Source organism: Rhizobium sp. SJZ105 (assembly GCF_007828365.1).
GTDB classification, from domain to species: Bacteria; Pseudomonadota; Alphaproteobacteria; order Rhizobiales; family Rhizobiaceae; genus Agrobacterium; species Agrobacterium tumefaciens.
Window position 1 is genome coordinate 721906 of sequence record NZ_VIUP01000001.1, and the last position, 22113, is coordinate 744018.

At 59.5% G+C, this 22113-nt stretch carries 22 protein-coding genes and 1 tRNA gene; 1 reads left to right on the forward strand and 22 read right to left on the reverse strand.

The window, feature by feature from the left end:
- Positions 1-12: 12 nt before the first annotated feature.
- The 13 genes from FB593_RS03630 to FB593_RS03690 all read right to left on the reverse strand — a co-directional run bounded on the left by FB593_RS03630 (position 13) and on the right by FB593_RS03690 (position 11923).
- Entirely contained in the window at positions 13-918 is a 906-nt protein-coding gene (locus tag FB593_RS03630) for an ABC transporter permease (RefSeq protein WP_013635895.1), read from the reverse strand.
- Positions 908-1852, reverse strand: coding sequence for an ABC transporter permease (locus FB593_RS03635; RefSeq protein ID WP_003512536.1), 945 nt, complete (start codon positions 1850-1852; stop codon positions 908-910). The genes FB593_RS03630 and FB593_RS03635 overlap by 11 nt, the downstream gene beginning before the upstream one ends.
- Positions 1853-1924: 72 nt before the next feature.
- Complete coding sequence (cueR, locus tag FB593_RS03640) at positions 1925-2413, reverse strand: Cu(I)-responsive transcriptional regulator (RefSeq protein WP_013635893.1); 489 nt, start codon at positions 2411-2413, stop codon at positions 1925-1927.
- Between the two features lie 11 nt (positions 2414-2424).
- Positions 2425-3447: a 2Fe-2S iron-sulfur cluster-binding protein gene (locus tag FB593_RS03645; protein WP_065704746.1), complete on the reverse strand. Its 1023-nt coding sequence runs from the start codon at positions 3445-3447 to the stop codon at positions 2425-2427.
- A gap of 12 nt (positions 3448-3459) precedes the next feature.
- On the reverse strand, positions 3460-5964 hold the full coding sequence (locus FB593_RS03650; RefSeq protein ID WP_162633698.1) for a heavy metal translocating P-type ATPase: 2505 nt from the start codon (positions 5962-5964) through the stop codon (positions 3460-3462).
- 247 nt (positions 5965-6211) lie between these two features.
- Positions 6212-6297: transfer RNA gene (locus FB593_RS03655), tRNA-Leu, on the reverse strand.
- A gap of 141 nt (positions 6298-6438) precedes the next feature.
- Positions 6439-7167, reverse strand: coding sequence for a hypothetical protein (locus FB593_RS03660; RefSeq protein WP_013635890.1), 729 nt, complete (start codon positions 7165-7167; stop codon positions 6439-6441).
- Between the two features lie 116 nt (positions 7168-7283).
- Complete coding sequence (locus tag FB593_RS03665; protein ID WP_003512531.1) at positions 7284-7817, reverse strand: MerR family transcriptional regulator; 534 nt, start codon at positions 7815-7817, stop codon at positions 7284-7286.
- 275 nt (positions 7818-8092) lie between these two features.
- On the reverse strand, positions 8093-8431 hold the full coding sequence (locus FB593_RS03670) for an integration host factor subunit alpha (protein WP_003512530.1): 339 nt from the start codon (positions 8429-8431) through the stop codon (positions 8093-8095).
- A gap of 243 nt (positions 8432-8674) precedes the next feature.
- Positions 8675-9646, reverse strand: a complete 972-nt coding sequence (locus FB593_RS03675) for a beta-ketoacyl-ACP synthase III (RefSeq protein WP_003512529.1) — start codon at positions 9644-9646, stop codon at positions 8675-8677.
- A 4-nt stretch (positions 9647-9650) separates the two neighbouring features.
- Positions 9651-10712: a phosphate acyltransferase PlsX gene (gene plsX, locus FB593_RS03680; protein WP_003512528.1), complete on the reverse strand. Its 1062-nt coding sequence runs from the start codon at positions 10710-10712 to the stop codon at positions 9651-9653.
- A 99-nt stretch (positions 10713-10811) separates the two neighbouring features.
- Positions 10812-11375, reverse strand: coding sequence for a YceD family protein (locus tag FB593_RS03685; protein WP_003512527.1), 564 nt, complete (start codon positions 11373-11375; stop codon positions 10812-10814).
- Between the two features lie 8 nt (positions 11376-11383).
- The gene (locus tag FB593_RS03690) at positions 11384-11923 is read right to left on the reverse strand and encodes a ubiquinol-cytochrome C chaperone family protein (protein WP_003512525.1); all 540 of its coding nucleotides are present in this window, start codon (positions 11921-11923) and stop codon (positions 11384-11386) included.
- Between the two features lie 270 nt (positions 11924-12193).
- On the opposite strand from FB593_RS03690, the gene FB593_RS03695 reads away from it, so the two are divergent.
- Positions 12194-12724 (forward strand): outer membrane protein assembly factor BamE, encoded by a 531-nt coding sequence (locus FB593_RS03695; RefSeq protein WP_065661135.1) that lies wholly within the window; start codon positions 12194-12196, stop codon positions 12722-12724.
- Positions 12725-12799: 75 nt separating this feature from the next.
- On the opposite strand, the gene FB593_RS03700 is transcribed toward FB593_RS03695, so the two are convergent.
- The 9 genes from FB593_RS03700 to glyA form a co-directional block, all read right to left on the reverse strand.
- Positions 12800-14938: a sodium-translocating pyrophosphatase gene (locus FB593_RS03700; protein WP_145166330.1), complete on the reverse strand. Its 2139-nt coding sequence runs from the start codon at positions 14936-14938 to the stop codon at positions 12800-12802.
- Positions 14939-15157: 219 nt separating this feature from the next.
- Positions 15158-16381 (reverse strand): MFS transporter, encoded by a 1224-nt coding sequence (locus tag FB593_RS03705; protein ID WP_025593088.1) that lies wholly within the window; start codon positions 16379-16381, stop codon positions 15158-15160.
- A gap of 21 nt (positions 16382-16402) precedes the next feature.
- Positions 16403-16900 carry a transcription antitermination factor NusB gene (nusB, locus tag FB593_RS03710; protein WP_013635887.1) on the reverse strand — a complete coding sequence of 166 codons (498 nt, stop codon included), beginning with the start codon at positions 16898-16900 and terminating at the stop codon, positions 16403-16405.
- A gap of 4 nt (positions 16901-16904) precedes the next feature.
- Positions 16905-17351: a 6,7-dimethyl-8-ribityllumazine synthase gene (gene ribH, locus FB593_RS03715; RefSeq protein ID WP_025593086.1), complete on the reverse strand. Its 447-nt coding sequence runs from the start codon at positions 17349-17351 to the stop codon at positions 16905-16907.
- Between the two features lie 163 nt (positions 17352-17514).
- Positions 17515-18147 (reverse strand): LysE family translocator, encoded by a 633-nt coding sequence (locus FB593_RS03720; protein WP_145166332.1) that lies wholly within the window; start codon positions 18145-18147, stop codon positions 17515-17517.
- 262 nt (positions 18148-18409) lie between these two features.
- Positions 18410-19021 carry a riboflavin synthase gene (locus tag FB593_RS03725; protein WP_003512512.1) on the reverse strand — a complete coding sequence of 204 codons (612 nt, stop codon included), beginning with the start codon at positions 19019-19021 and terminating at the stop codon, positions 18410-18412.
- Positions 19021-20262: a bifunctional diaminohydroxyphosphoribosylaminopyrimidine deaminase/5-amino-6-(5-phosphoribosylamino)uracil reductase RibD gene (ribD, locus tag FB593_RS03730; RefSeq protein WP_145166333.1), complete on the reverse strand. Its 1242-nt coding sequence runs from the start codon at positions 20260-20262 to the stop codon at positions 19021-19023. The genes FB593_RS03725 and ribD overlap by 1 nt, the downstream gene beginning before the upstream one ends.
- 2 nt (positions 20263-20264) lie before the next feature.
- Positions 20265-20744, reverse strand: coding sequence for a transcriptional regulator NrdR (gene nrdR / locus FB593_RS03735; protein ID WP_003512508.1), 480 nt, complete (start codon positions 20742-20744; stop codon positions 20265-20267).
- Positions 20745-20756: 12 nt separating this feature from the next.
- Positions 20757-22046, reverse strand: coding sequence for a serine hydroxymethyltransferase (gene glyA / locus FB593_RS03740; protein ID WP_003512506.1), 1290 nt, complete (start codon positions 22044-22046; stop codon positions 20757-20759).
- Positions 22047-22113: the final 67 nt, after the last annotated feature.

A 22113-nucleotide genomic window follows, 5' to 3' on the forward strand; every position in this document is an offset into this window, starting at 1 on the left:
TAACCGCAGGCGTCAATGGCCGTTCGGTTTCCTGGTATCCATGTTCAGGCCGTGGCCGATCCATGTCACGCTCAACGCCGACAGGAAAATCGCCAGACCTGGTGCGATCACGAGAATGGGCATACGTTCCGCATAGGCCTGCGCATCGGCCAACATCAGCGCCCAGTCTGCGGCAGGCGGCTGCACGCCGAGGCCGAGAAACGACAGTCCGCCCACCGTGATCAGCTTGTGGCCGAAGCGCAGGAAGGCAACTGCTGCGATGGGCCAGATCGTGTTGGGAATGACATGCCGGAAAATAATGAAGCGGCGTGTGCATCCAAGCACCTCGGCGGCGCGCATATATTCTCGGGAATTGATCGAAAGCGTCAGCCCGCGTGCCAGTCGCGCAAAAGGTGTCCAACCGACGATCGTCAGCGACGCGATCAATGTTCCATATCCCGGGCCGAAGATGGCGACGAGGAAAATGGCGATCACCACGTCAGGGATGGCGATGAGCAGATCCACCACCCGCATCAGGACTTCATCGACAACGCCGCGGCTGCGACCGCTGATGATGCCGATGAATGTTCCGATGGCGACCGACAGAATGACGGTGATGGCGGCAATCGTGACCGTGAAGCGTCCACCGATAAGCAACCGGCTCAAGACATCACGCCCGAGATGGTCAGTGCCCAGCCAGTAGGCGGCGCTTGGCGCATTCAACCGCAGGCGAAGGCTTTGCTGCGCGGGATTATAGGGCGAAATCCACGGCGCGATGACGAGCAGCACGATGATGACGAGAAAAATCGCCGAACCCGCGTAGAACGTCCAGTGCCGCCGGCGGATGAAATCCGTGAACCGGAAAAGTGTCGACGGGCGCTTGGGCAAGGTCATTGGCATGGCGGCTACCGGCGCGCTCGGGAAGTGACTAATGGTCATGTTGACCTCGCATTGCTGGATTGATCAGGACATAGAGGCCATCGGCCAGGGTATTGATCAGGATGGAAAGGGCGACGATGCAGATGAAACCGCCCTGCAGCATTGGGATGTCCCGATTGACCACGGCGTCGTAAAGAAGCCGGCCCATTCCGGGGATGGCGAATATCACCTCCACGACCACCGATCCGCCAAGCAGGCCCGCAAGCCACAGGGCAAAGAAGGTGACGATCGGAAGCGAACCGTTGCGAATGCCATGGCGCATGACCGTGCCATGCATGCCGAGACCGCGGCTGCGGGCCGCCGTGATGTAAGGCGCGCGCAGAACCTCAGCCATGGCGGCGCGCGTCACCTGCGTGAAATAGGCCAGTGGGCGCAGCGTCAATGTCAAAGCGGGAAGCACCAGCGAGCGCCAGCTATCCCAGCCCGCGGACGGCAACCAGCCGAGATAAAGCGCAAAGACGAGCGCCGACATCGGCGCAAACCAGTATTCCGGCGTGGCAACGAAGGTCTGGATCATCAGCGTTGCGAAATTGTCCAGCCGGCCACCCGGACGCATCGCCGCCAACGTGCCGAGCGGCAGGGCGACGGCGACCGCAATCGCCAGCGCCGTCAGTGCTAATGTCACGGACACGCCGAGAGAGCGCAAAAGCTCACCCGCCACCGGCTGGCTGCTGGTGAAGGAAAAGCCCAGATCACCGCGCAGCGCGCCCGACAGCCATGCGAAATATTGGACGTAAAGCGGCCGGTCGAGCCCGAGGCTTAACCGAAGGGCCTCGACTGCATGCGGATCGAGCGCCGTATCGCGCATGCGCGAAAACAGAATGGTGCGGGCAGGATCGCCACCGGCCATGTAGGGCAAAAGAAACGCGATGACGGAGACGATCATCAGCATAAGGCACAGAATAAGGAAGCGTTGTATTATCTGTATCCACATTGCCTGTTCTCCTTCGCCGAAAATGGCCATTGCACTGCAATTGATGATCGGTCCCCGCCGGGGAAATGCGGTTTATTTCATGAGGCGCGGCAAATCCGTCACCACACCGGACGTGCCCTTCAGCATGCCGGAACGCTTGGGCAGGATCGCCACCGGCGTAAAATCGGGGTCTTCAGATTGGGCAAGATCCTGAATGATCGGGCAATCCGGCTCACCATTGTCAGGGCAATAGGTCGCGATATTTCGCAGCGTGTCGGCCATCTCCCGAAGAGCATGCATCTTGGCCTCGAGATCTACGACATGTTCCATGACGATGCGCTTGACGTCGCAGGATGCACCGCCGGGATCGCGCCACAGGGTCATGAGCTGCCTGATCTTTTCGATCGAGAAACCGAGGTCGCGGCCGCGGCGGATGAAACGCAGCGTCTCCAGATCGTTGGTCGTGTAGACCCGATAACCGGATTCCGTGCGGTTTGCGGATTTGATCAGCCCGATCGTCTCGTAGTGGCGGATCATCTTTGCGGAAACACCGGATGCGGTGGCGGCTGTACCAATGTTCATCGATCCTGCTCCTATCTTTCCGGGGTGAAAAACACGTCTGCATGAATGTCGGCGGTGCGGATGCCCCTTGCCAGGAGCTGCGGCACCGTTGCCTCGATCATCGCCGGCGGTCCGGCCAGATAGGCTTTCCAGCCATCGAGATCGTCGAAGTCGTCTGCCACGGCGGAACCGACATAACCGCGCCGTATCTGCGCATGGTCTTCATTCGAGAGAACCGGAACGAAGCTCAGATTGCCGTGGCTTACGGCAAGTTCTTCGAAACGGTCGACCATATAGAGGTCACGCTCGGCGCGGGCGCCGAAATAGACATGGATCGGGCGTTCCCGGCCCGTGGTGCGATCAGTGGCAAGCGCTGCCTCTACCACCGCCTTCACCGGCGCCAGCCCCGAACCGCCGGCAATGCCGAGGATCGGTCCGCAATGCTTTTCCCGCAAATACGAAGCCCCGAAGGGACCGACCAGCACGACAGGGTCACCCGCCTTGGCGTTCGCGAAAATATGGCCACTCGTGACGCCGCCGGGGACATGCCGGATATGGAATTCGATCAGGTCCTCATCGATGCGGCTGGCAATGGAATAGTCACGCGGCGAACAGTCCGGATAAAGCAGGCGCACATATTGGCCGGCCTTGAAGGTAAACAGTTCGCGATCGTCGAGCCTGATGCGGATGAGCTTGATATCATGCGTCGCATCCACCGCTTCCGCGATGACGCCATCAAAGCGGCCGGCCGGAATATCGGCAAACTCATCCTCACCGTCGAGCCAGCCGATCGTCACGTCGCTCAACGGCACGGCGCGGCACGCGAGTGTCAGTCCTTCCGCCTTTTCCTCTTCTGTCAACGAAAAGGGCGTATGCTTGAGAAGGTCGATCTCGCCTGAGACGAGGTGCGATTTGCACGCCCCGCACCGGCCCATGCGACAGCCGTGCGGATAGGAAATTCTGGCGGCAAGGGCGGCCTGAAGGACGGTCTCGCCCTGCGCTGCCACAATGCTGCGTCCGATACGTGGCAAATAGACTGTGTTTCCAGGCGTCATCACATCCGCCCCCTATTCTGCCGCTGCGAGTTGCATGCCGGACGATCTGTCAAGCAGCGGCGGGCGGAAGCTTTTGAGACGCAGCGCGTTGGTCAAGACAAACACGCTGGAAAGCGCCATGGCTCCGGCAGCAAGAACAGGCGACAGCAAAACACCGTTGGCAGGATACAATATTCCGGCCGCCACGGGAACGAGTGCGGCATTATAGGCAAAGGCCCAGAACAGGTTCTGGCGGATGTTGCGGATCGTCGCCTTGGACAACGCAATGGCATTCGCGACGCCGCGCAAATCGCCAGACATCAAAACCACATCGGCGCTTTCTATCGCGACATCCGTACCCGTGCCGATTGCGAGACCGACATCGGCCGCCGCAAGGGCCGGCGCATCGTTGATGCCATCACCGACGAAGGCCACCCGCCGGCCATCGGCCGCAAGTCTTTTAACGGCCTCGACCTTGCCGTCAGGCAGTACTTCCGCCACCACTTCGTCGATACCAAGACGGCGGGCAATGGCTTCGGCCGTGCGGCGGTTATCGCCTGTTATCATCGTGACCTTGAGACCAAGCGCATGCAGCGCTGCTATCGCCTCCGGGGTCGTCGGCTTGATCGGATCGGCAACAGCGATGATGGCGGCCAGCCGGCCATCGACAGCGGCATAAAGCGGCGACTGCCCTTCCCTGCCCAGCCGGTCGGCATCGTCGGCGAACTTCACAATGTCGTAACCGAGCTTCACCATGAAGCGGTCGGCGCCCGCCTCGACCTTGCGGCCGTCAACCGTTGCCGCAACGCCGAAACCGGGGGTCGCCTCAAAGCCGGCCGCGTCGGCAAGCGTCAGGCCACCATGTTTTGCCGCCTCGACGATCGCTTCGGCTATGGGATGTTCGGAACGGCTTTCAAGCGAGGCGACAAGGCGCAACACCTCATCCTGACCGAAGCCTTCGGTCGTGGTGAAATGCACCAGTGTCGGCTTGCCGAGCGTCAGCGTGCCGGTCTTGTCGACGGCGATGACATCGGCATCACGCAAAGTCTGGAGAGCATCGCCGCGCCGGAATAGCACACCCATTTCGGCGGCGCGTCCGGTACCGACCATGATCGAGGTCGGGGTGGCAAGACCCATGGCGCAGGGGCAAGCGATGATGAGGACAGCGACGGCGTTAACCAGCGCAAAGGTCAAGGCCGGGTCCGGCCCGAGAATGAACCAGACGATGAAGGTGGCGAGTGCAGCGAGCATGACTGCAGGCACGAACCAGTTGGTCACCTTGTCCACCAGCGCCTGTATCGGCAGTTTGTCGGCCTGCGCTTCCTCGACCATGCGGATGATCTGCGCGATCAGCGTGTCGGCACCGACCTTCGTGGCGCGGAATGTGAAGGAGCCGTTTCTGTTGACCGTACCGCCCACGACTTCGGACCCAGCCGTCTTGGTCACCGGCACCGGTTCGCCTGTAATCATCGATTCGTCGACATAGGAAGAACCATCAAGCACCAGACCATCGACTGGCACTTTCTCGCCGGGACGGACGACGATGACATCGCCGGTCGCAACATCCTGCAGCGGCACATCGATGGTTTCACCATTGCGCATCACACGGGCCGACTTGGCCTGCAGGCCGACGAGCCGCTTTATCGCCTCGCTGGTGCGGCCCTTGGCGCGCGCCTCGAGGAAACGGCCGAGCAGGATAAGCGTGACGATCACCGCTGCGGCCTCATAATAGACATTGGCGGTGCCTCTCGGCAGGATTTCGGGCACGAAAGTGGCGACGACCGAGAACCCCCAGGCGGCGGAAGTGCCCAGCACCACCAGCGAATTCATATCCGGCGCCAGCCGCAGAAGTGCGGGGATGCCTTTTTTGAAGAACCGCAGGCCCGGCCCGAAGAGAACAAGCGTGGTCAGCGCGAATTGCAGATACCAGCTTTCCCGCATGCCGACGGTTTCCATCACGAAATCATGGATGGCGGGCACCAGATGCGAGCCCATCTCCAGAATGAAGACCGGCAGCGTCAGGGCAACAGCGGTGGCCAAGCTGATTTTCAAACCGCGCAATTCGGCTTCGCGCCGGTCCGGCTCGTCACCCTTGGCCTTGTCAGCGACGATCTCGTTTGCCTTGTAACCGGCTTGGCTGATTGCTTCGGCCAGCCTGGCGGCAGAGACGGCATTGCCGGCGACGCGGACGGTGGCCCGCTCCGTTGCGAGATTGACACTCGCGTCTGAGACACCGGAAACGGCCTTCAGCGCCTTTTCGACACGGCCGACGCAGGACGCGCAAGTCATGCCCTCGATATCGAGTTCGATGGTTTTCTCGTCGACGCTATAGCCTGCATTTCGCACGGCATCGACAACGGCCGAAACGTTGGGCGCTCCTGAAAAAGCAATATCGGCGCGCTCCGTCGCAAGATTGACCGAAGCCTTGACGACCCCCGGCACCTTGGCAATAGCCTTCTCGACACGACCGACGCAGGAGGCACATGTCATTCCCTCGATGGCTATCGAATGGTTCGCCTGTATCTGGATTTGTGACATGCGCATGACCTCTTTTTCTCTTTACAAAAAAAAGATAGGGCTTCCCATCGTGGCAAGGTCAATAGGCTCTTTTGGATGATTTTCACGGAGAAATGCCGCGAGCGTGAACAAGCCCATTTTTTAGGCTGACTCATCCGTCATGATGCAATCGATTGCCCGGATATCGACTATCCTGGCGCAGAATCCATCCCGAATGCCCGCATGTCGCAGGAAAACGGCAGAGAAATCTTTTAATTGGAGATGGAAATGGTGCGGACGGCGGGACTTGAACCCGCAAGACCAATGGTCGGCAGATTTTAAGTCTGCTGCGTCTACCGATTTCGCCACGTCCGCATTGTCGCGCCGCGTGCCAACAGGCCCCGGCGCTACAAAATTGCCTTGTCATTCCTCAGGCGCAGGATCGAACGAAACCCTGACCCCAAGCACCGACAGCGCCACATCTACACAGGCCGCACCGTTTCGGTCAACCGGGCCTTAGCCACACCAGGACTGATTTTTTGCCGAGACCGGATGAGCCAGGCCTTCCCGCACGAGTTGATCGGCAAAGGATACGCCCGAACGTGAAATCCGTTTGCGTTCCATGGCTTGCCCGCCGGCTGTTGCCGACGACGCCACATCGAATGCGCCGGCATTCAACATATCCCGCAACCGCACCTTGGCAATGAAACCGCGCTGACGCTCTTCCATGCATCGCGCCCGGTCGATCTGCGGGACCTCAATGCCGGCGAGCTGCATTTTCACGCCCTTCATCCAGAAGGTATTGCCATCGGCCACGCAATTTGTGAGACCTGAGCGACCACAAAAGGCAAAGGCGCCGCTTTTTTCTCCCAGCGAGACTTTTTCGACCGAAGGGCGTGTTTCCGGCAGGATAGCGGCAACCTGGCTCTGCTGTGCCGCAGGCGGCATGGCAATCGAGCGTGGCGGCACCGGACCATTGATCGGTGAAACCGGCGATGCGGGGCGGATGGCCGCCACCTTCTCCGGTGCGGCCGTCTCGCGTTTGGCGGCTACGGCGATCTTGGGGGAATTTGTCGTCGTGGATGTTGCCTTCGCGACATGCCGCTGCGGCATAAGACTGTCGCGATGTTCGTAAGCCTGAATGCCGCCGGCCACGACGCCCAGCATTAGCACCCAGGGCCAAACGCTGCCACCGGCCGATTTCTTCGCCGTACGGCGTCGCGTTGTCGGTTTTCGATTGCTCACGATCAGACTCCTTTTTACGGAGCCGCATTATCGGTCAAGAGAGTTTCTGAAAGGTTGGCATTCCAGAGCGCCTTCGCTTTTCCTGAAAATGCTCGAACAGAGTTGTGGAAAAACGATCAGCGAACCTGATCAAGCAGCCGCTTGCATTCGAGAAGATCGAACAGCGCCTCCTGCAACAGCGCTTGGTCATCCTTGCCGATGCCAGATTTGCCGACCGATATCTCGGTATCGCTGTTACCGCCGCCGAAGCCGAAAAATCGGCCGCTCGGCTTGGCTTTCGGGCGGCCGACGACCTCGTCTCCGTCCGGATCCAGCACGCGCGGTTCGGCAACTTCCTTTTCGCCGCTCGCTGCCATGATGGCTTCCATGGTAGCAAGATCGCCCGACGCGATTGCCGCCACGAAACGGTTTCCGTTGGTTTTCAGAAGTTTCTGCACACCTTTGATGGTGTAGCCGTGGTCATAAAGAAGATGACGAATGCCCTTGAGGAGATCGATATCATCAGGGCGGTAATAACGGCGGCCCCCGCCCCGTTTCATCGGCTTGATCTGCGGAAAGCGCGTTTCCCAGAAACGCAGCACGTGCTGCGGCAGGTTCAGCTCATCCGCCACTTCACTGATCGTCCGAAACGCGTCGGGGCTTTTGTCCAAACTTCCACTCCCATCCGGACCTTGAGCGCCATGCACCCAGCCGGACACTGAACAAGAACGCTTTTCACCAGCCGATACCGTGCATCATGTATTGCGAAAAATCGAACCCGATCCTCGCACCGATGCCCGTGGCGGCAAGATACCATTTATCTAAAATTGATTATGATGTGAGTCGACCAGATTTCAACGGCTTGCACGTCGAAATTCAAGCATGTTCACAAGAAGAATGGGGATAAAGGCTTGCCATGCGGCAAAAAACCCGTGTTACAGCCGGCTTACGCCCCGGCTTTCTGACCCTTTTGCTTGGTCTTGCGAGCTGTATGCGCCTTCAGGATTCGCTGTTTCAGCACGTTTGACGCCTTGAAGGTCATGACGCGGCGTGGCGAAATCGGAACTTCCTCACCCGTTTTCGGGTTGCGGCCGATACGCTCGTTCTTTTCCCTGATCTGAAATGTCGCGAAGGACGAGAGCTTGACGACCTCGCCGCGCGTGATCGCATTACAAATCTCGTCGATGATCGTTTCGACCAGTTCGGCGGATTCGGTGCGGGACAGCCCGACTTTACGAAACACAGATTCTGCAAGATCTGCGCGTGTCACTGTCTTCCCGGCCATTTTTCCCCACAAACCGTGTCTGAATTTTTCTCTAGGAGCCGCCGAGATTATTTCCCTTGTGGCGACCGGTCAAGGGATTGTTCCAGATTCATTTGAGGCTTTCGGCAATCAGTGCAATGGCTTAGAGCGACTGACGCGGTTTTGCCGCACGCGGGGGTCGCTTCAGCGCGTTTGAACGGGGTACTGGCGCAAAAATCACAACCGATTTTGTGCCAGCGCCCCGGTAAACGCTAAAATTTGCCGTTACCAGCGCAGCAGCACTGCGCCCCAGGTGAAACCGCCGCCCATGGCTTCCAGCATGACCAGATCGCCTTTCTTGATGCGTCCGTCACTGGCCGCAACGGCAAGCGCCAGCGGAATGGATGCGGCCGACGTATTGCCGTGTTTATCGACGGTGATGACGACTTTTTCCGGATCGATATTGAGCTTTTTTGCCGATCCGTCGATGATGCGCTTGTTGGCCTGATGCGGAACGAGCCAGTCGAGATCATCAGCCGTCGTGCCTGTCGCCTCGAAAGCCTGTTCAATGACGTCGGTGATCATGCCGACAGCGTGCTTGAACACTTCCCGGCCTTCCATACGCAGATGGCCGACCGTGCCGGTCGTGGAAGGTCCACCATCGACGTAAAGCTTGTCCTTGTGCGAACCGTCGGAGCGCAGCTGCGAGGTGAGGATGCCACGATCGCTGGAAGTACCCTCGCCTTCCCCTGCCTCAATTACGAGTGCGCCTGCACCATCACCGAACAGAACGCAGGTGGTGCGGTCCTTCCAGTCGAGAATGCGCGAGAATGTTTCGGCGCCGATCACCAGCACGCGCTTGGCCATGCCGCCGCGAATGTAAAGATCGGCGGTGGCCACGGCATAGACGAAGCCGGAGCAGACGGCCTGCATGTCGAAGGCGAAACCGTGGGTCATGCCGAGACGGTTCTGGATGTTTACCGCCGTTGCCGGAAATGTATTGTCCGGTGTCGAGGTTGCCAGAATGATGAGGTCGATGTCATCGGGCGTCAGGCCGGCATTGTCGAGCGCCGCACGCGCCGCAGCCTCGCCGAGCGAAGCGGTGGTCTCGCCTTCTCCCGCTATGTAGCGCTGACGAATGCCCGTGCGCTGCACGATCCATTCATCGGAAGTCTCTACGACCCCTTCGATTTCACTATTGGTCATGACACGCTTCGGAAGCGCTGCCCCGAAACCACGTACGATAGAGCGGATCATTCCCTTATTCCTCGTCAGCCACGAGAGCTTCGGGCGCCGGGGGCGGAAGCCGTCTTGCGTGGTAAATCTTCAGATCGTTTTCAATTTTTGCCGTAAGACCGTTATGGACCATGTCGTAGCCGACATCGACCGCGGAGGCAAAACCGATGGCGTCCGTGCCGCCATGGCTTTTGATGACAATGCCGTTCAGGCCGAGAAACACGCCGCCATTGACCTTGCGCGGGTCCATTTTTTCTCGCAGCACATCGAAAGCGCTTTTCGCGAGAATATAACCGATCTTGGCAAAGAAGCTGCGGGAGATCGCCTCACGCAGAAGCGTGGTGATCTGGCGCGCCGTGCCTTCGGCGGCTTTGAGCGCAATGTTGCCGGTGAAACCTTCGGTCACCACCACATCCACCGTGCCCTTGCCAATGTCGTCACCCTCGACGAAACCGCGGTAATCGATGGTGCCTAGATCGGCCTCGCGGATCAGCCGTCCGGCTTCACGGACCTCTTCCTGACCCTTCACCTCCTCGACACCGACATTCAGCAAACCGACGGTCGGACGGTCGATATCGAAAAGCGCACGCGCCATGGCGCCGCCCATCAGGGCAAAATCGAGCAATTGCTGGGAATCGGCGCCAATGGTGGCGCCAACATCGAGTACGATGCTTTCGCCTTTCAGCGTCGGCCATATGCCGGCGATGGCCGGGCGTTCCACCCGCGCCATGGTACGCAAACAGAATTTGGCCATGGCCATCAGCGCGCCGGTATTGCCGGCGGATACGACGACGTCCGCTTCACCGAGCTTCACGGCCTCGATGGCGCGCCACATGCTGGAGACATAGCGGCCACGACGAAGCGCCTGACTTGGCTTTTCGTCCATGGCGACCGAAATTTCACAATCGTGAAAGACCGATTTTTCCCGAAGTGCGGGATATTGTGCCAGAATGGGGTCGCACTTGCTTTTCTGCCCGTAGAGCAGAAAAGTCACATCGTTGTGCCGTTCAAGCGCCTTGGCGGCACCGGGTATGGCAACATCAGGGCCGAAATCGCCACCCATGACGTCAATCGCTATTCTGATCACTCGTCCCTTATCCTTTTTGCCGCCACTCAAGCGGATTTTGCGCGAAAATACCTGTTCCGGCCTGTGTTACAATAAAATTATTTCAGCCCGGCGGCGCATTCAGTCTTTTTTCCAGTCTTTCAACACGGCGAAAGGCGACGGACGCTTTTCTTCTTCAGGCTCATTTTCGGTCGTATCGGTAAATTCGATATCCGATTTGCGCGGATAGGGATCGATCGCAAGGGCCGCGAATTCCGCAACCGTCGCGCCAACATCAATGCTGTCGCCGGTGAACTGATCGGGAATGTCAGGGCCATTGGGGTCGAGTACGATCTCCCCTTCCTCATTGGTGACCATCCGCGCCAGCTTCGATCCTTCCGGCACGAAAATATGCTCGACGCTCTCGTCGATCTTGCTGGAAACCGGCTCCAGCGTCACGACGCAGGACTGGGTCACGGCCGCATGCACCTCGCCCTTGATCTTCACGCCATCCCTCTTCCAGCGGGTAACCTGCAGTTCCGCCTTCAGATATTCGACGGAAACCACATCCCAGAATTTCGCCAGTGCCTTCAGTTCCTCGGCATTGGCTTCAAGACCAATCCTCACCGGATTGGCGGAAATATGGCCTACCTTTACGGGGTAGGAAAAAGGCAGATCGTCATTTGCGGCGTGTCGCGCGTTCATCGTAAACCTCATAGTCCAGGCAAAGGCAGCTTCAGGCTTCCGGTTGCTATCGTTTCTTCGGAGCCTGCGGAAAGGTTGGAAGACGCCTCCATCATCCAGCCCGCAAGCCCGTCCAGTTCCGGTGCCTTCTCATCTGTCTGGGGGTATATATTGCGCCGGAGCGCTGCGGCAAGGGCAACGGGGTCGGATGCATCCAGCGCCGCCGCATAGGATTCGAGCCTCCCGTAGAACATGCCGGCAAATTTCTTCATGCGCTTCGGCACGCCCTGGTCGCCAATGCCGAGCTCACGGATGGAATGGTCGATATCCTGAAAAAAGGCGTCGACGATCTCCTGGGCGATTTCCTGCCCGCTCACACCGGAGGATTTGGTGCGGCGGAAATAGAGAATCATGATGATCGACAGCATCTCGAAGCGGCCCATCACCGTGTCCGGAACGCCGAGATCAAGATAAAAAGCGGGCGTGCGGGCCGCAGCCGTCAGGATCGCATATTGCCGGTCTACTATGGCGCGGTTGTTGTTTTTCTGTCTGAACAGCCCGAATATCATCGTTTTTTTCCGAACGGGGCTGGTGAATTCGCTCACCCGCCTATCGCACTTGTTGCATGATCGCCAAAGCTGGTTTACCGAAGCATCCACGAATTGCAATGCTGTCGCGGTCACGTTCGTCTTTCGGCTGAAACAGTCTAAGAGACCGGAAGAGTTTCCAAAGGCCGTGAAAGCGTTGAATTTGGGGGGTGATCGGGATTTTCCGTCCCCGGATTGACACAATCATGTGCACAGACACTGTGCACCACGCAATGCCGGAAGGTGCCATTCATGATCGCAGTCGGGGAAAAGCAGTTGAGCAAGCAGAAATCCGCAAGTCACGGCAAAATTCTGGGCAAGACCGCCATCGCAATCGTCGTCGCGTCCACCCTGCTTTCCGCCTGCACCAGCACCACCGATGTGTTCCACAACGGCTACGTCATGGACGAGCAGTCGCTTCAGCTGATCCCGGAAGGTTCCAGCCGCGAGCAGGTTCTGCTGACCATGGGCACGCCCTCCACCACGGCGACGTTCGGCAACGAGGTTTTCTATTACATCTCGCAGAAGCGTGTGCGCCGCGCCGCTTTCATGAAGCCGACGTTGGTCGAACAGAACATTCTCGCGATCTATTTCAACAAGGACGGCGTAATCGAGCGTAAGGCCAATTACGCGCTGCAGGACGGCAAGGTCTTCGACACGATTTCGCGTACCACGCCGACAGGCGGCAAGGATCTCACCTTCCTGCAGCAGCTGCTGTCCGGCGGCACCTCGGGCGCCAACATCGCCAAGAGCATTCTTGGCCAGAGCGGCAACACCCCCTGATCGGAAGACGGAACGAAAATTCAAAGGCCCGGAGATCGCTCCCCGGGCCTTTTTCTTTGTCGATGCTGCAAGTCCTTAGTGGGCGAGAACCGCCAATAGCAGTAGCGCCACGATATTGGTGATCTTGATAGCCGGGTTGACGGCCGGACCGGCGGTATCCTTGTAGGGATCACCCACCGTATCGCCCGTAACCGACGCCTTGTGGGCGTCCGAACCCTTGACGTGGCGCACGCCGTCCTTGTCGATGAAGCCATCCTCGAAGCTTTTCTTGGCGTTATCCCACGCACCACCACCGGAGGTCATGGAAATCGCCACGAACAGCCCGTTGATGATGACGCCAAGCAGCGATGCACCGAGTGCGGCAAAGGCAGAGGCCTTGGAACCTGAGATAAGCAGCACGCCGAAATAAACGACGAGCGGCGCCAGAACCGGCAGCAGCGACGGAATGATCATTTCTTTGATCGCCGCCTTGGTCAAAAGATCGACCGCCTTGCCGTAGTCCGGTTTTTCCGTTCCTACCATGATGCCAGGCTTTTCGCGGAACTGGCGGCGGACTTCCTCGACGATCGAGCTTGCCGCCTTGCCCACCGCCGTCATGGCGATACCGCCAAAGAGATACGGAATGAGGCCGCCGAACAGCAGACCGGCAACGACGTAAGGATTGGCAAGGCTGAAGGATATGTCGCCGATATCCTTGAAGTAAGGATAGGTATCGCCATTGGCAGCGAAATAGGACAGGTCGTTGGAATAGGCGGCAAACAGCACCAGCGCGCCGAGACCGGCAGAGCCGATGGCGTAACCCTTGGTCACCGCCTTGGTGGTGTTGCCGACGGCATCCAGCGCGTCGGTCGCCTTACGTACATCCGGGTCGAGACCGGCCATTTCGGCAATGCCGCCGGCATTGTCAGTCACCGGACCGAAGGCGTCGAGCGCCACGATCATGCCCGCCAGACCAAGCATGGCGGTGACCGCGATGCCCGTGCCGAACAGGCCACCGAGCTGGTAGGTGCCGATGATGCCGCCAACGATGACAAGCGCCGGCAGCGCCGTCGATTCCAGCGAGACTGCAAGACCCTGGATGACGTTGGTGCCGTGGCCCGTGACCGAAGCCTGTGCGATGGAATTGACCGGGCGTTTGTTGGTGCCGGTATAATATTCGGTGATGACGACGATCAGCGCCGTCACCACAAGGCCGACCAGCCCGCACAGGAAGAGGTTCGTGCCGGTAATCTCCATTCCGGCAACCGTGCCGATGGTACCCCAGCCCACGGTCGCGTAAGTTGCCACGGCAAGCCCCGCAATCGAGAAGACGCCGGTGGCAATCAGCCCTTTATAGAGAGCGCCCATGATGGAGTTGTTGGTGCCGAGCTTGACGAAGAAGGTGCCGGCAATCGAGGTCAGGATGCAGGCGCCGCAAATGGCCAGCGGATAGACCATCGCGCTTTCCAGTATCGGCGTTCCGGCAAAGAAGATCGCCGCAAGCACCATGGTTGCGACCACCGAGACGGCATAGGTCTCGAAAAGGTCGGCCGCCATGCCGGCGCAATCGCCGACATTGTCGCCGACATTATCTGCGATGGTTGCAGGGTTGCGGGGGTCGTCCTCGGGAATGCCTGCTTCGACCTTGCCGACGAGATCGCCGCCGACATCTGCCCCCTTGGTGAAGATGCCACCGCCGAGACGGGCGAAGATGGAGATAAGCGAAGCGCCGAAACCGAGCGACACCAGAGCGTCAATCACCTCACGCGATCCGGGCGCATGGCCGAGCACCGAGGTGAGGATGAAATAATAGATGGACACGCCAAGCAGCGCGAGGCCAGCCACCAGCATGCCGGTGATGGCGCCCGACTTGAACGCGATGTCGAGACCGGCGGCAAGGCTGTGGGATGCGGCTTGTGCGGTGCGCAGATTGGCACGGACGGAGACATGCATGCCGATGAAACCGGCAGCACCCGAAAGCACGGCGCCGATGATGAACCCGATGGCCGCGAGAGCCGACAGCAGATACCAGGCGAGAACGGCGACGATCAATCCGACGATGGCGATGGTGAGATATTGACGGGTGAGATAAGCCTGCGCACCTTCACGGATAAAACCTGCTATTTCACGCATACGCTCGTTGCCCTGATCGGCAGCGAGAACGCTCCTGGTCGTCCATGCCGCGTAAACCACGGACAGGACCCCACATAAAATCACTATGGGTATTACGGTCATGCGCACTTACCTCCCAAAAGGCCGGGTCTCACTCCCTCCCCGGCGTGGCGAACCATGTGCAAGGACAGGAGCGATCAAATGCGCGGCCTGTCCTGTCGTGGCCATTCTTCCCCTCCCAAGGAAAAATGACCTGCGCGGCAAGATTGCGTTGGCGAAAGGCGTGGCGTCAAGCCCACAAATTTGCCTGAAACATGAAAGGGGTAGAGATCGAAGGCGATCTTACGCGGCGTTTCTGCGCGGGGTCAGCAACAGCGACGCCACCAGCACGAGGCATAGCCCCGCAACCGGCCAGATAACGAGGTTCATGACCGACCAGCCCCAGGCCGTAAACACCTTGCCGGAAGAGAAGGACGACAGCGCTACCGTGCCAAACAGCACGATATCGTGAAAGCCCTGTACCTTGTCTGCCTCATGCGGGCGGTAGCTGGAGGTGATGATGGCGGTAGCGCCGATGAAGCCGAAGTTCCAGCCGAGACCGAGGAGAATGAGCGCCGCCCAGAAGTTCCACAATTCGATGCCCATATGGGCGACGACGGCGCAGGCCATCAGCACGACGAGACCGGCTGCAACGATTTTTTCCGCGCCGAATCGCGCAATCAACATACCGGTGAAGAAACTTGGGCCGAACATGGCGAGAACGTGCCACTGGATGCCGAGCGTCGCAAGTTCGGTGGGAAACCCGCAGCCGACTACCATGGCGAGCGGCGCGCCGGTCATCATGAAGGTCATCAACGCATAGGAACCGATGCCGCAGACCATGCCGGTGACAAACCGGTGCGTGCGCACGATTTCCGACAAGGGCCGTGCAGCCTGCGCGTGGATAGAGGCGGCCTTCGGGTCCGGCAATTTCAGGAATGCCAGAATGGCAATCGCGATGATGCCGAGCGGCACCAGCGCGATGAAAGCACCGGCGAAGGTGACCGGTGCGAAGACATCCTTGCCGAAAATGGCGAGCTGCGGCCCGATGATCGCCGAGACGATGCCACCCGCCAATATCCAGGAAATGGCTTTCGGCTTGTAGAAAGAGGGGGATGCGTCGGCAGCAGCGAAGCGGATTTTCTGTGTGAAGCCGCCGGAAATGCCGATCAGCAGCAGGCCGATCGCAAATAGCCAGAAGTCGGAGCGGAAGAGTGCCACGGCAGCAATGCCGCCGCCGATGGAGCACATCAGCGCGCCGACCATGAAGCCCGCCTTGCGGCCGAGAAAACGCGATGCTGCGGCAACGCAGATGGCGCCCAGCGCCACGCCGATGTTGAAACCGGTAAGCGGCGCCGTTGCCAGCGACTTGTCAGCCCCGAGCAACTGGTAACCGGCAAGCGCGCCGACCGAGAAGCTCATAGGCGCTGCCGAGCCCATGATCGCCTGTGCGGCGGTCAGGAGGAAGACGTTGCGCTTCGCCTCGTCCAGTTGAACTTCAAGTCCGGGGACGGAAACGGCGCTCATATCTTCCTCACCTAACGTATTTTAGCGTTTTGCCTCGCCGCGTACCTGCTTGGCAATGCGGTCCAGAACCGCGTTCACCAGCTTCGGCTCGTCGTGCTCGAAGAAAGCACGGGCGATTTCGACATATTCCGTAACGATGACGGCGACCGGCACGTCCTTGCGCTCCAGAATCTCGAAAGCGCCGGCACGCAGGATAGCGCGAACGGTGGCATCAAGACGCGACAGCGGCCAGTCTTCCAGAAGTGCGGAGCGCACCAGTGGGTCGATCTTCGTCTGATCGCGGACGACGCCGGACACGATGGACCGGAACCAGGAAGGATCGGCCTTCAGATAGGTATCGCCATCGACTTCCTGACCGAGACGATGTGCCTCGTATTCCGCCACGACTTCCATCACGCCGGTGCCGCCGACATCCATCTGATAAAGTGCCTGCACGGCCGCGAGGCGCGCAGCGCCACGCTGGTTGGCGGGCTTTACCGAAGGCTGGCGCGGTTCGCCGCCATTTTCAACATCCGACATGCGTTCAGCCACCCAGTTTTTTCTTGAGCTCGATCATCGTCAGCGCCGCGCGGGCCGCAAAACCGCCCTTATCCTTGTCAGAACGGCGAACACGTGCCCATGCCTGATCGTCGTTTTCGACGGTGAGGATGCCGTTGCCGATGGCCAGCGATTCGCTGACGGCGAGATCCATCAGGGCGCGGGAGGATTCGTTGGAAACGATGTCGAAGTGGTAGGTCTCGCCACGAATGACCATGCCGAGCGCTACGAAACCATCATATTCAGTGCCTTCGTTGTCGCCGCCATCCAGCGCCATGGCAATGGCAGCGGGGATTTCGAGCGCGCCGGGAACGGTGATGACGTCATAGGTTGCGCCAGCCTCATCCAGCGCGAACTTCGCGCCTTCGAGAAGAGCGTCTGCCATATCGTCGTAAAAGCGTGCTTCCACGATAAGAAGATGGGGTTTGGACATGGGATTTTCCTGAAAAAGTTCGGGCCGGATCATACCGGCTTTTGCGGCGGTCAAACCACGGCTGGCCGTTTTTGGCAAGTAATTTCATGTGTCACCCGCGCAAGAGGCCCCGTTTGCAAGACAATTGCGCAGTTTTCGCCTTATCCGGCGAGGCTTACGAAAATCAGGTTTTCTGGAAAGCCAGATGCACGCCAAGCCCCATCAGCACCGTTCCCGCAGTGCGACGGGCAAGCACCAGCACCCTGCTGGAACGCTTGAGCCGCCCGACCATCGCGCCCGCCAGAAGCACGCCAACCAGATCGGCGGAGGAAAAAATGAAATTGACGGCAATACCGAGGATCAGCAATTGCAGCCAGATCGGAAAGGCCGCCGCCGGATCAACGAATTGCGGCAGAAACGCCAGAAAGAACAGCGCCGTCTTCGGATTGAGCACATCGACGATGATGCTGTCGATGAAGGCGCGCCTTGCCGATTTCGGTTCGATGGTCAGATTGACGGCCTCACCTTCAAGCTTGCTGCGCAGCATCGAGAAGCCGAGCCAGATGAGATACAGCGCGCCACATAGCTTCACGGCCAGATAAAGCCACGGCACCGCCTGGAACAGCACCGAAAGCCCCGCCGCCGAGGCGACGATATGGAAATAGCAGCCGACATGGATGCCAAGCACCGCCATCAGCCCGGCAAACCGGCCGCGCGCCATGGTCTGCGCCGCCGCATAAAGCATGGCCGGGCCGGGAATATAGGCAAACAGGGCGGTGGTGATGAAAAAGGCTGTCAGCAGTTCGAAAGACGGCATGTCGTAATCCCCTCACCCCGTTTGGGCCTAAAGACGTCTTTATAGTGTTTGCGCGTCAATCGAAAGCGGAGTGCGGGACAACAACTGATCTGTCGCGATGGCGGAGGACTGTAAAGTCTATCCGGCATTCTGGCCTTGAGAGGTACTCCAGTCAACGCGCGTCTGCGCGGCGGCAAGAGTCTTTTCAGCCCAAGGATTTGGGCTGGCTGGATACCGGCTCAAGGCCGGGAGTGTATTTCAGCACAATAGATGCCGAACGGTGTTACGCCGAGGGGAACTCCGCAAGCCTTGCGGCATATCGCGCCATGGTGTCGACTTCGAAATTGACGAAATCACCCGGTTGGCGCTCACCCCATGTGGTGACGGTGAGCGTATGGCGGATCAGGAGCACGTCGAAATCCGTTCCGTCGACCGCATTAACGGTCAGAGAAGTGCCATCGAGTGCAATGGAACCCTTGGGCGCCACGAATTTCGCCAGATGGTCGGGCGCGCGCAGGCGGATACGGACCGCCTCACCTTCCGGCTCGACCGACAGAATCTCCGCCTTGCCATCGACATGGCCGGAAACGATGTGACCGCCAAGCTCGTCGCCAATCTTCAGCGCGCGCTCCAGATTGACGTGCGTGCCCTTCTGCCAGCCCGCAATCGTCGTCAGGCGCAATGCCTCTTCCCAGGCCTCGACCTCGTACCAGCGCTCGTTGCTGCCGTCTTCGGGCAGTTTGGTCACCGTCAGGCAGACGCCGCCATGGGAGATCGATGCGCCCATATCGATGGTCTTGGGATCGTAATTGGTCGCCACCCGCAGACGAATGCCTTCCGCCAGAGCTTCCAGCTCGGACACGGTTCCAACATCGGTGACAATTCCGGTAAACATCAAAGCGGCCTTTCGTAATCGAAGCAGCGATCCGGCCCGTAGGCGGTTTCGCTGACCAAAACATAATCGCCCGGAATATCGGCACGGCTGAGCGGCGTTTCAATCCCGCCTTCACCAACCACGACCGGGCTTTCAAACAGCATGATACGGTCCACGAGATCGGCTTCAAGGAACGATTTTGCGGCAAAAGCGCCGCCTTCGACCAGAAGTTCCGACATGCCGCGTTCAGCGAGAATGTGAAGGAGGTTCTCGAGGGCTGGCGCTTCAAGGATTTCCACGCCCGCGTCGATCAGTGGTTGGCGACGGTCGTGGCTACCCCCCTCTGCCCTGCCGGGCACCTCCCCCTCACGAGGGGAGATCGATAGGGCAGCATTTTTTCCGACACCAAAGGTGGGCGAATGAGTAACGGATACAAGATCTGAACGAGTCGGTCGCGGCGAGTCGATCTCCCCCCTTGAGGGGGAGATGCCCGGCAGGGCAGAGGGGGGTAGCGCAGCAACGACAACCGGCAAGTCCCTCGCCGTCTTCACCAGCTTAGACGTCAACGGTAGTTCAAACTTGCGATCAAGCACGATTCGGACCGGAGAACGATCTTCGAGACCTGCAATTCGAACGGTCAGTTCCGGATCGTCCGCTATCGCGGTACGGATGCCCACGAGGATGCAATCGCAGCGCGCTCTCAGTTCATGCACGGCGTGCCTGGCCTGCGGACCGGTGATCGCTACCTGCCCCTCCCCTTGTCTGCCGATCATGCCATCGGAAGAAATGGCAAGCTTCAGAATCACATGCGGGCGTTTTTTCACCTGGCGTGTGAGGTAACCCGCAAGCGCTCTCTTGCCTTGTTCGCGCAGCAGGCCGGTTTCCACGACAATACCCGCCTCCCGCAAGATGGAGTAACCACGACCGGAAACACGCTCGTCCGGGTCGTCAACCGCCACAACGACACGGGCCACGCCGTATTCGACCAGCGCATTGGCGCAGGGCGGCGTCTTGCCCCAGTGCGAGCAGGGTTCGAGGGTGACATAGGCTGTTGCGCCGCGCGCCGCTTCGCCGGCTATTTCCAGCGCCTGGCGTTCGGCATGGGGGCGGCCGCCAATTGCCGTCACCGCTTCGGCGATGATTTTTCTGTCCTTGACGAGAACGCAACCGACGGAGGGATTGGTCTCGGTTTGACCCTGATGGCGCAGGGAAACCTCGATTGCCCGGGCCATGAATTTTTCGTCATCGGCGCGGCTCGTCACGTCTATGCTCCGGCGTCTGTATCTCGGGCGATCTTGGCGTTGATTTCGGCAATCACGTTCTCGAAATCCTCGGCATGACTGAAATCGCGATAGACCGAGGCGTAGCGTACGAAGGCCACGTCATCGAGGCTCTTCAGCGCTTCAAGCACCTGGAGGCCGATTTCTTCCGAGGGGATTTCCGTCTCACCGGAACTTTCCAGACGGCGAGCAATGCCGGAGACGGCCCGCTCGATCCGGTCCCGGTCAACCGGGCGTTTGCGTAGCGCGATCTCGAAGGATCGCACCAGCTTTTCCCGGTCGAAGGGCAGCTTGCGGCCGCTTTTCTTGATGACCATCAGCTCGCGCAGTTGCACGCGCTCATAGGTCGTGAAGCGGCCGCCGCAATCGGGGCAGATGCGCCGCCGGCGGATGGAGGTGTTATCCTCCGCCGGACGCGAGTCCTTGACCTGTGTGTCTTCGGAACCGCAAAATGGGCAGCGCATCTCTTTACGTCCTTACATGTACGGATACATCGGGAAACGGTCAGTCAGGCCGACGACCTTTTCGCGCACCGCAGCTTCAACAGCAGCGTTGCCCTCATCCGAGTTGGCGACTTTCAGACCATCGAGAACCTCGACGATCAGCTTGCCGATTTCGCGGAATTCCGCTTCCTTGAAACCGCGCGTCGTGCCGGCCGGCGTGCCGAGACGCACACCCGAGGTGACGAAAGGCTTTTCCGGATCGAAAGGAATGCCGTTCTTGTTGCAGGTGACGTAGGCGCGACCGAGAGCTGCTTCAGCACGCTTGCCGGTGGCGTTCTTCTTGCGAAGGTCAACCAGCATCAGGTGGTTGTCGGTGCCGCCGGAGACGACATCAAGACCACCTTCGATCAGCGTTTCGGCAAGCGCCTTGGCGTTCTTGACGACCTGTGCGGCGTAATCCTTGAATTCCGGCTGCAAAGCTTCACCGAAGGCAACTGCCTTTGCGGCGATGACGTGCATCAGCGGACCGCCCTGCAGGCCGGGGAAAACGGCGGAGTTGAACTTCTTGGCCAGATCCTCGTCATTGGTGAGGATCATGCCGCCACGCGGGCCGCGCAACGACTTGTGCGTCGTCGTGGTGGCAACGTGGCAATGCGGGAACGGCGACGGATGCTGGCCACCGGCAACGAGACCAGCGATGTGGGCCATATCGACCATCAGATAGGCGCCGACTTCATCGGCGATCTCGCGGAAGCGCTTCCAGTCCCAGATACGGGAATAGGCGGTGCCGCCGGCAAGGATAAGCTTCGGCCGGGTTTCCTTGGCCTTGCGCTCCACCTCGTCCATGTCGAGCAGGTTGTCGCCTTCGCGCACGCCGTAAGACACGACGTTGAACCACTTGCCGGACATGTTGACCGGCGAACCGTGCGTCAGATGGCCTCCGGAGTTCAGGTCGAGACCCATGAAGGTGTCGCCCGGCTGGAGCAGCGCGAGGAACACGGCCTGGTTCATCTGCGAACCGGAATTTGGCTGGACGTTGGCGAAGTTGACGCCGAACAGCTTCTTGGCGCGCTCGATGGCAAGCTCTTCAGCAATGTCTACGAACTGGCAGCCGCCGTAATAACGCTTGCCCGGATAACCTTCGGCATATTTGTTGGTCATGATCGAACCCTGCGCTTCAAGCACAGCGCGGGAAACGATGTTTTCCGAGGCGATCAGTTCGATCTCGTGGCGCTGGCGACCCAGTTCCTTCTCGATCGCGCCGAAAATATCCGGATCGACTTCGGCAAGCGGACGGGAGAAGAAAGCATCTGTGTTCGACATGGTGAAGGCTCCTGAAACAGTAATGCGATGGCGTCTTAGCGCCCTGCCCGAACAAGAGCAATACGGG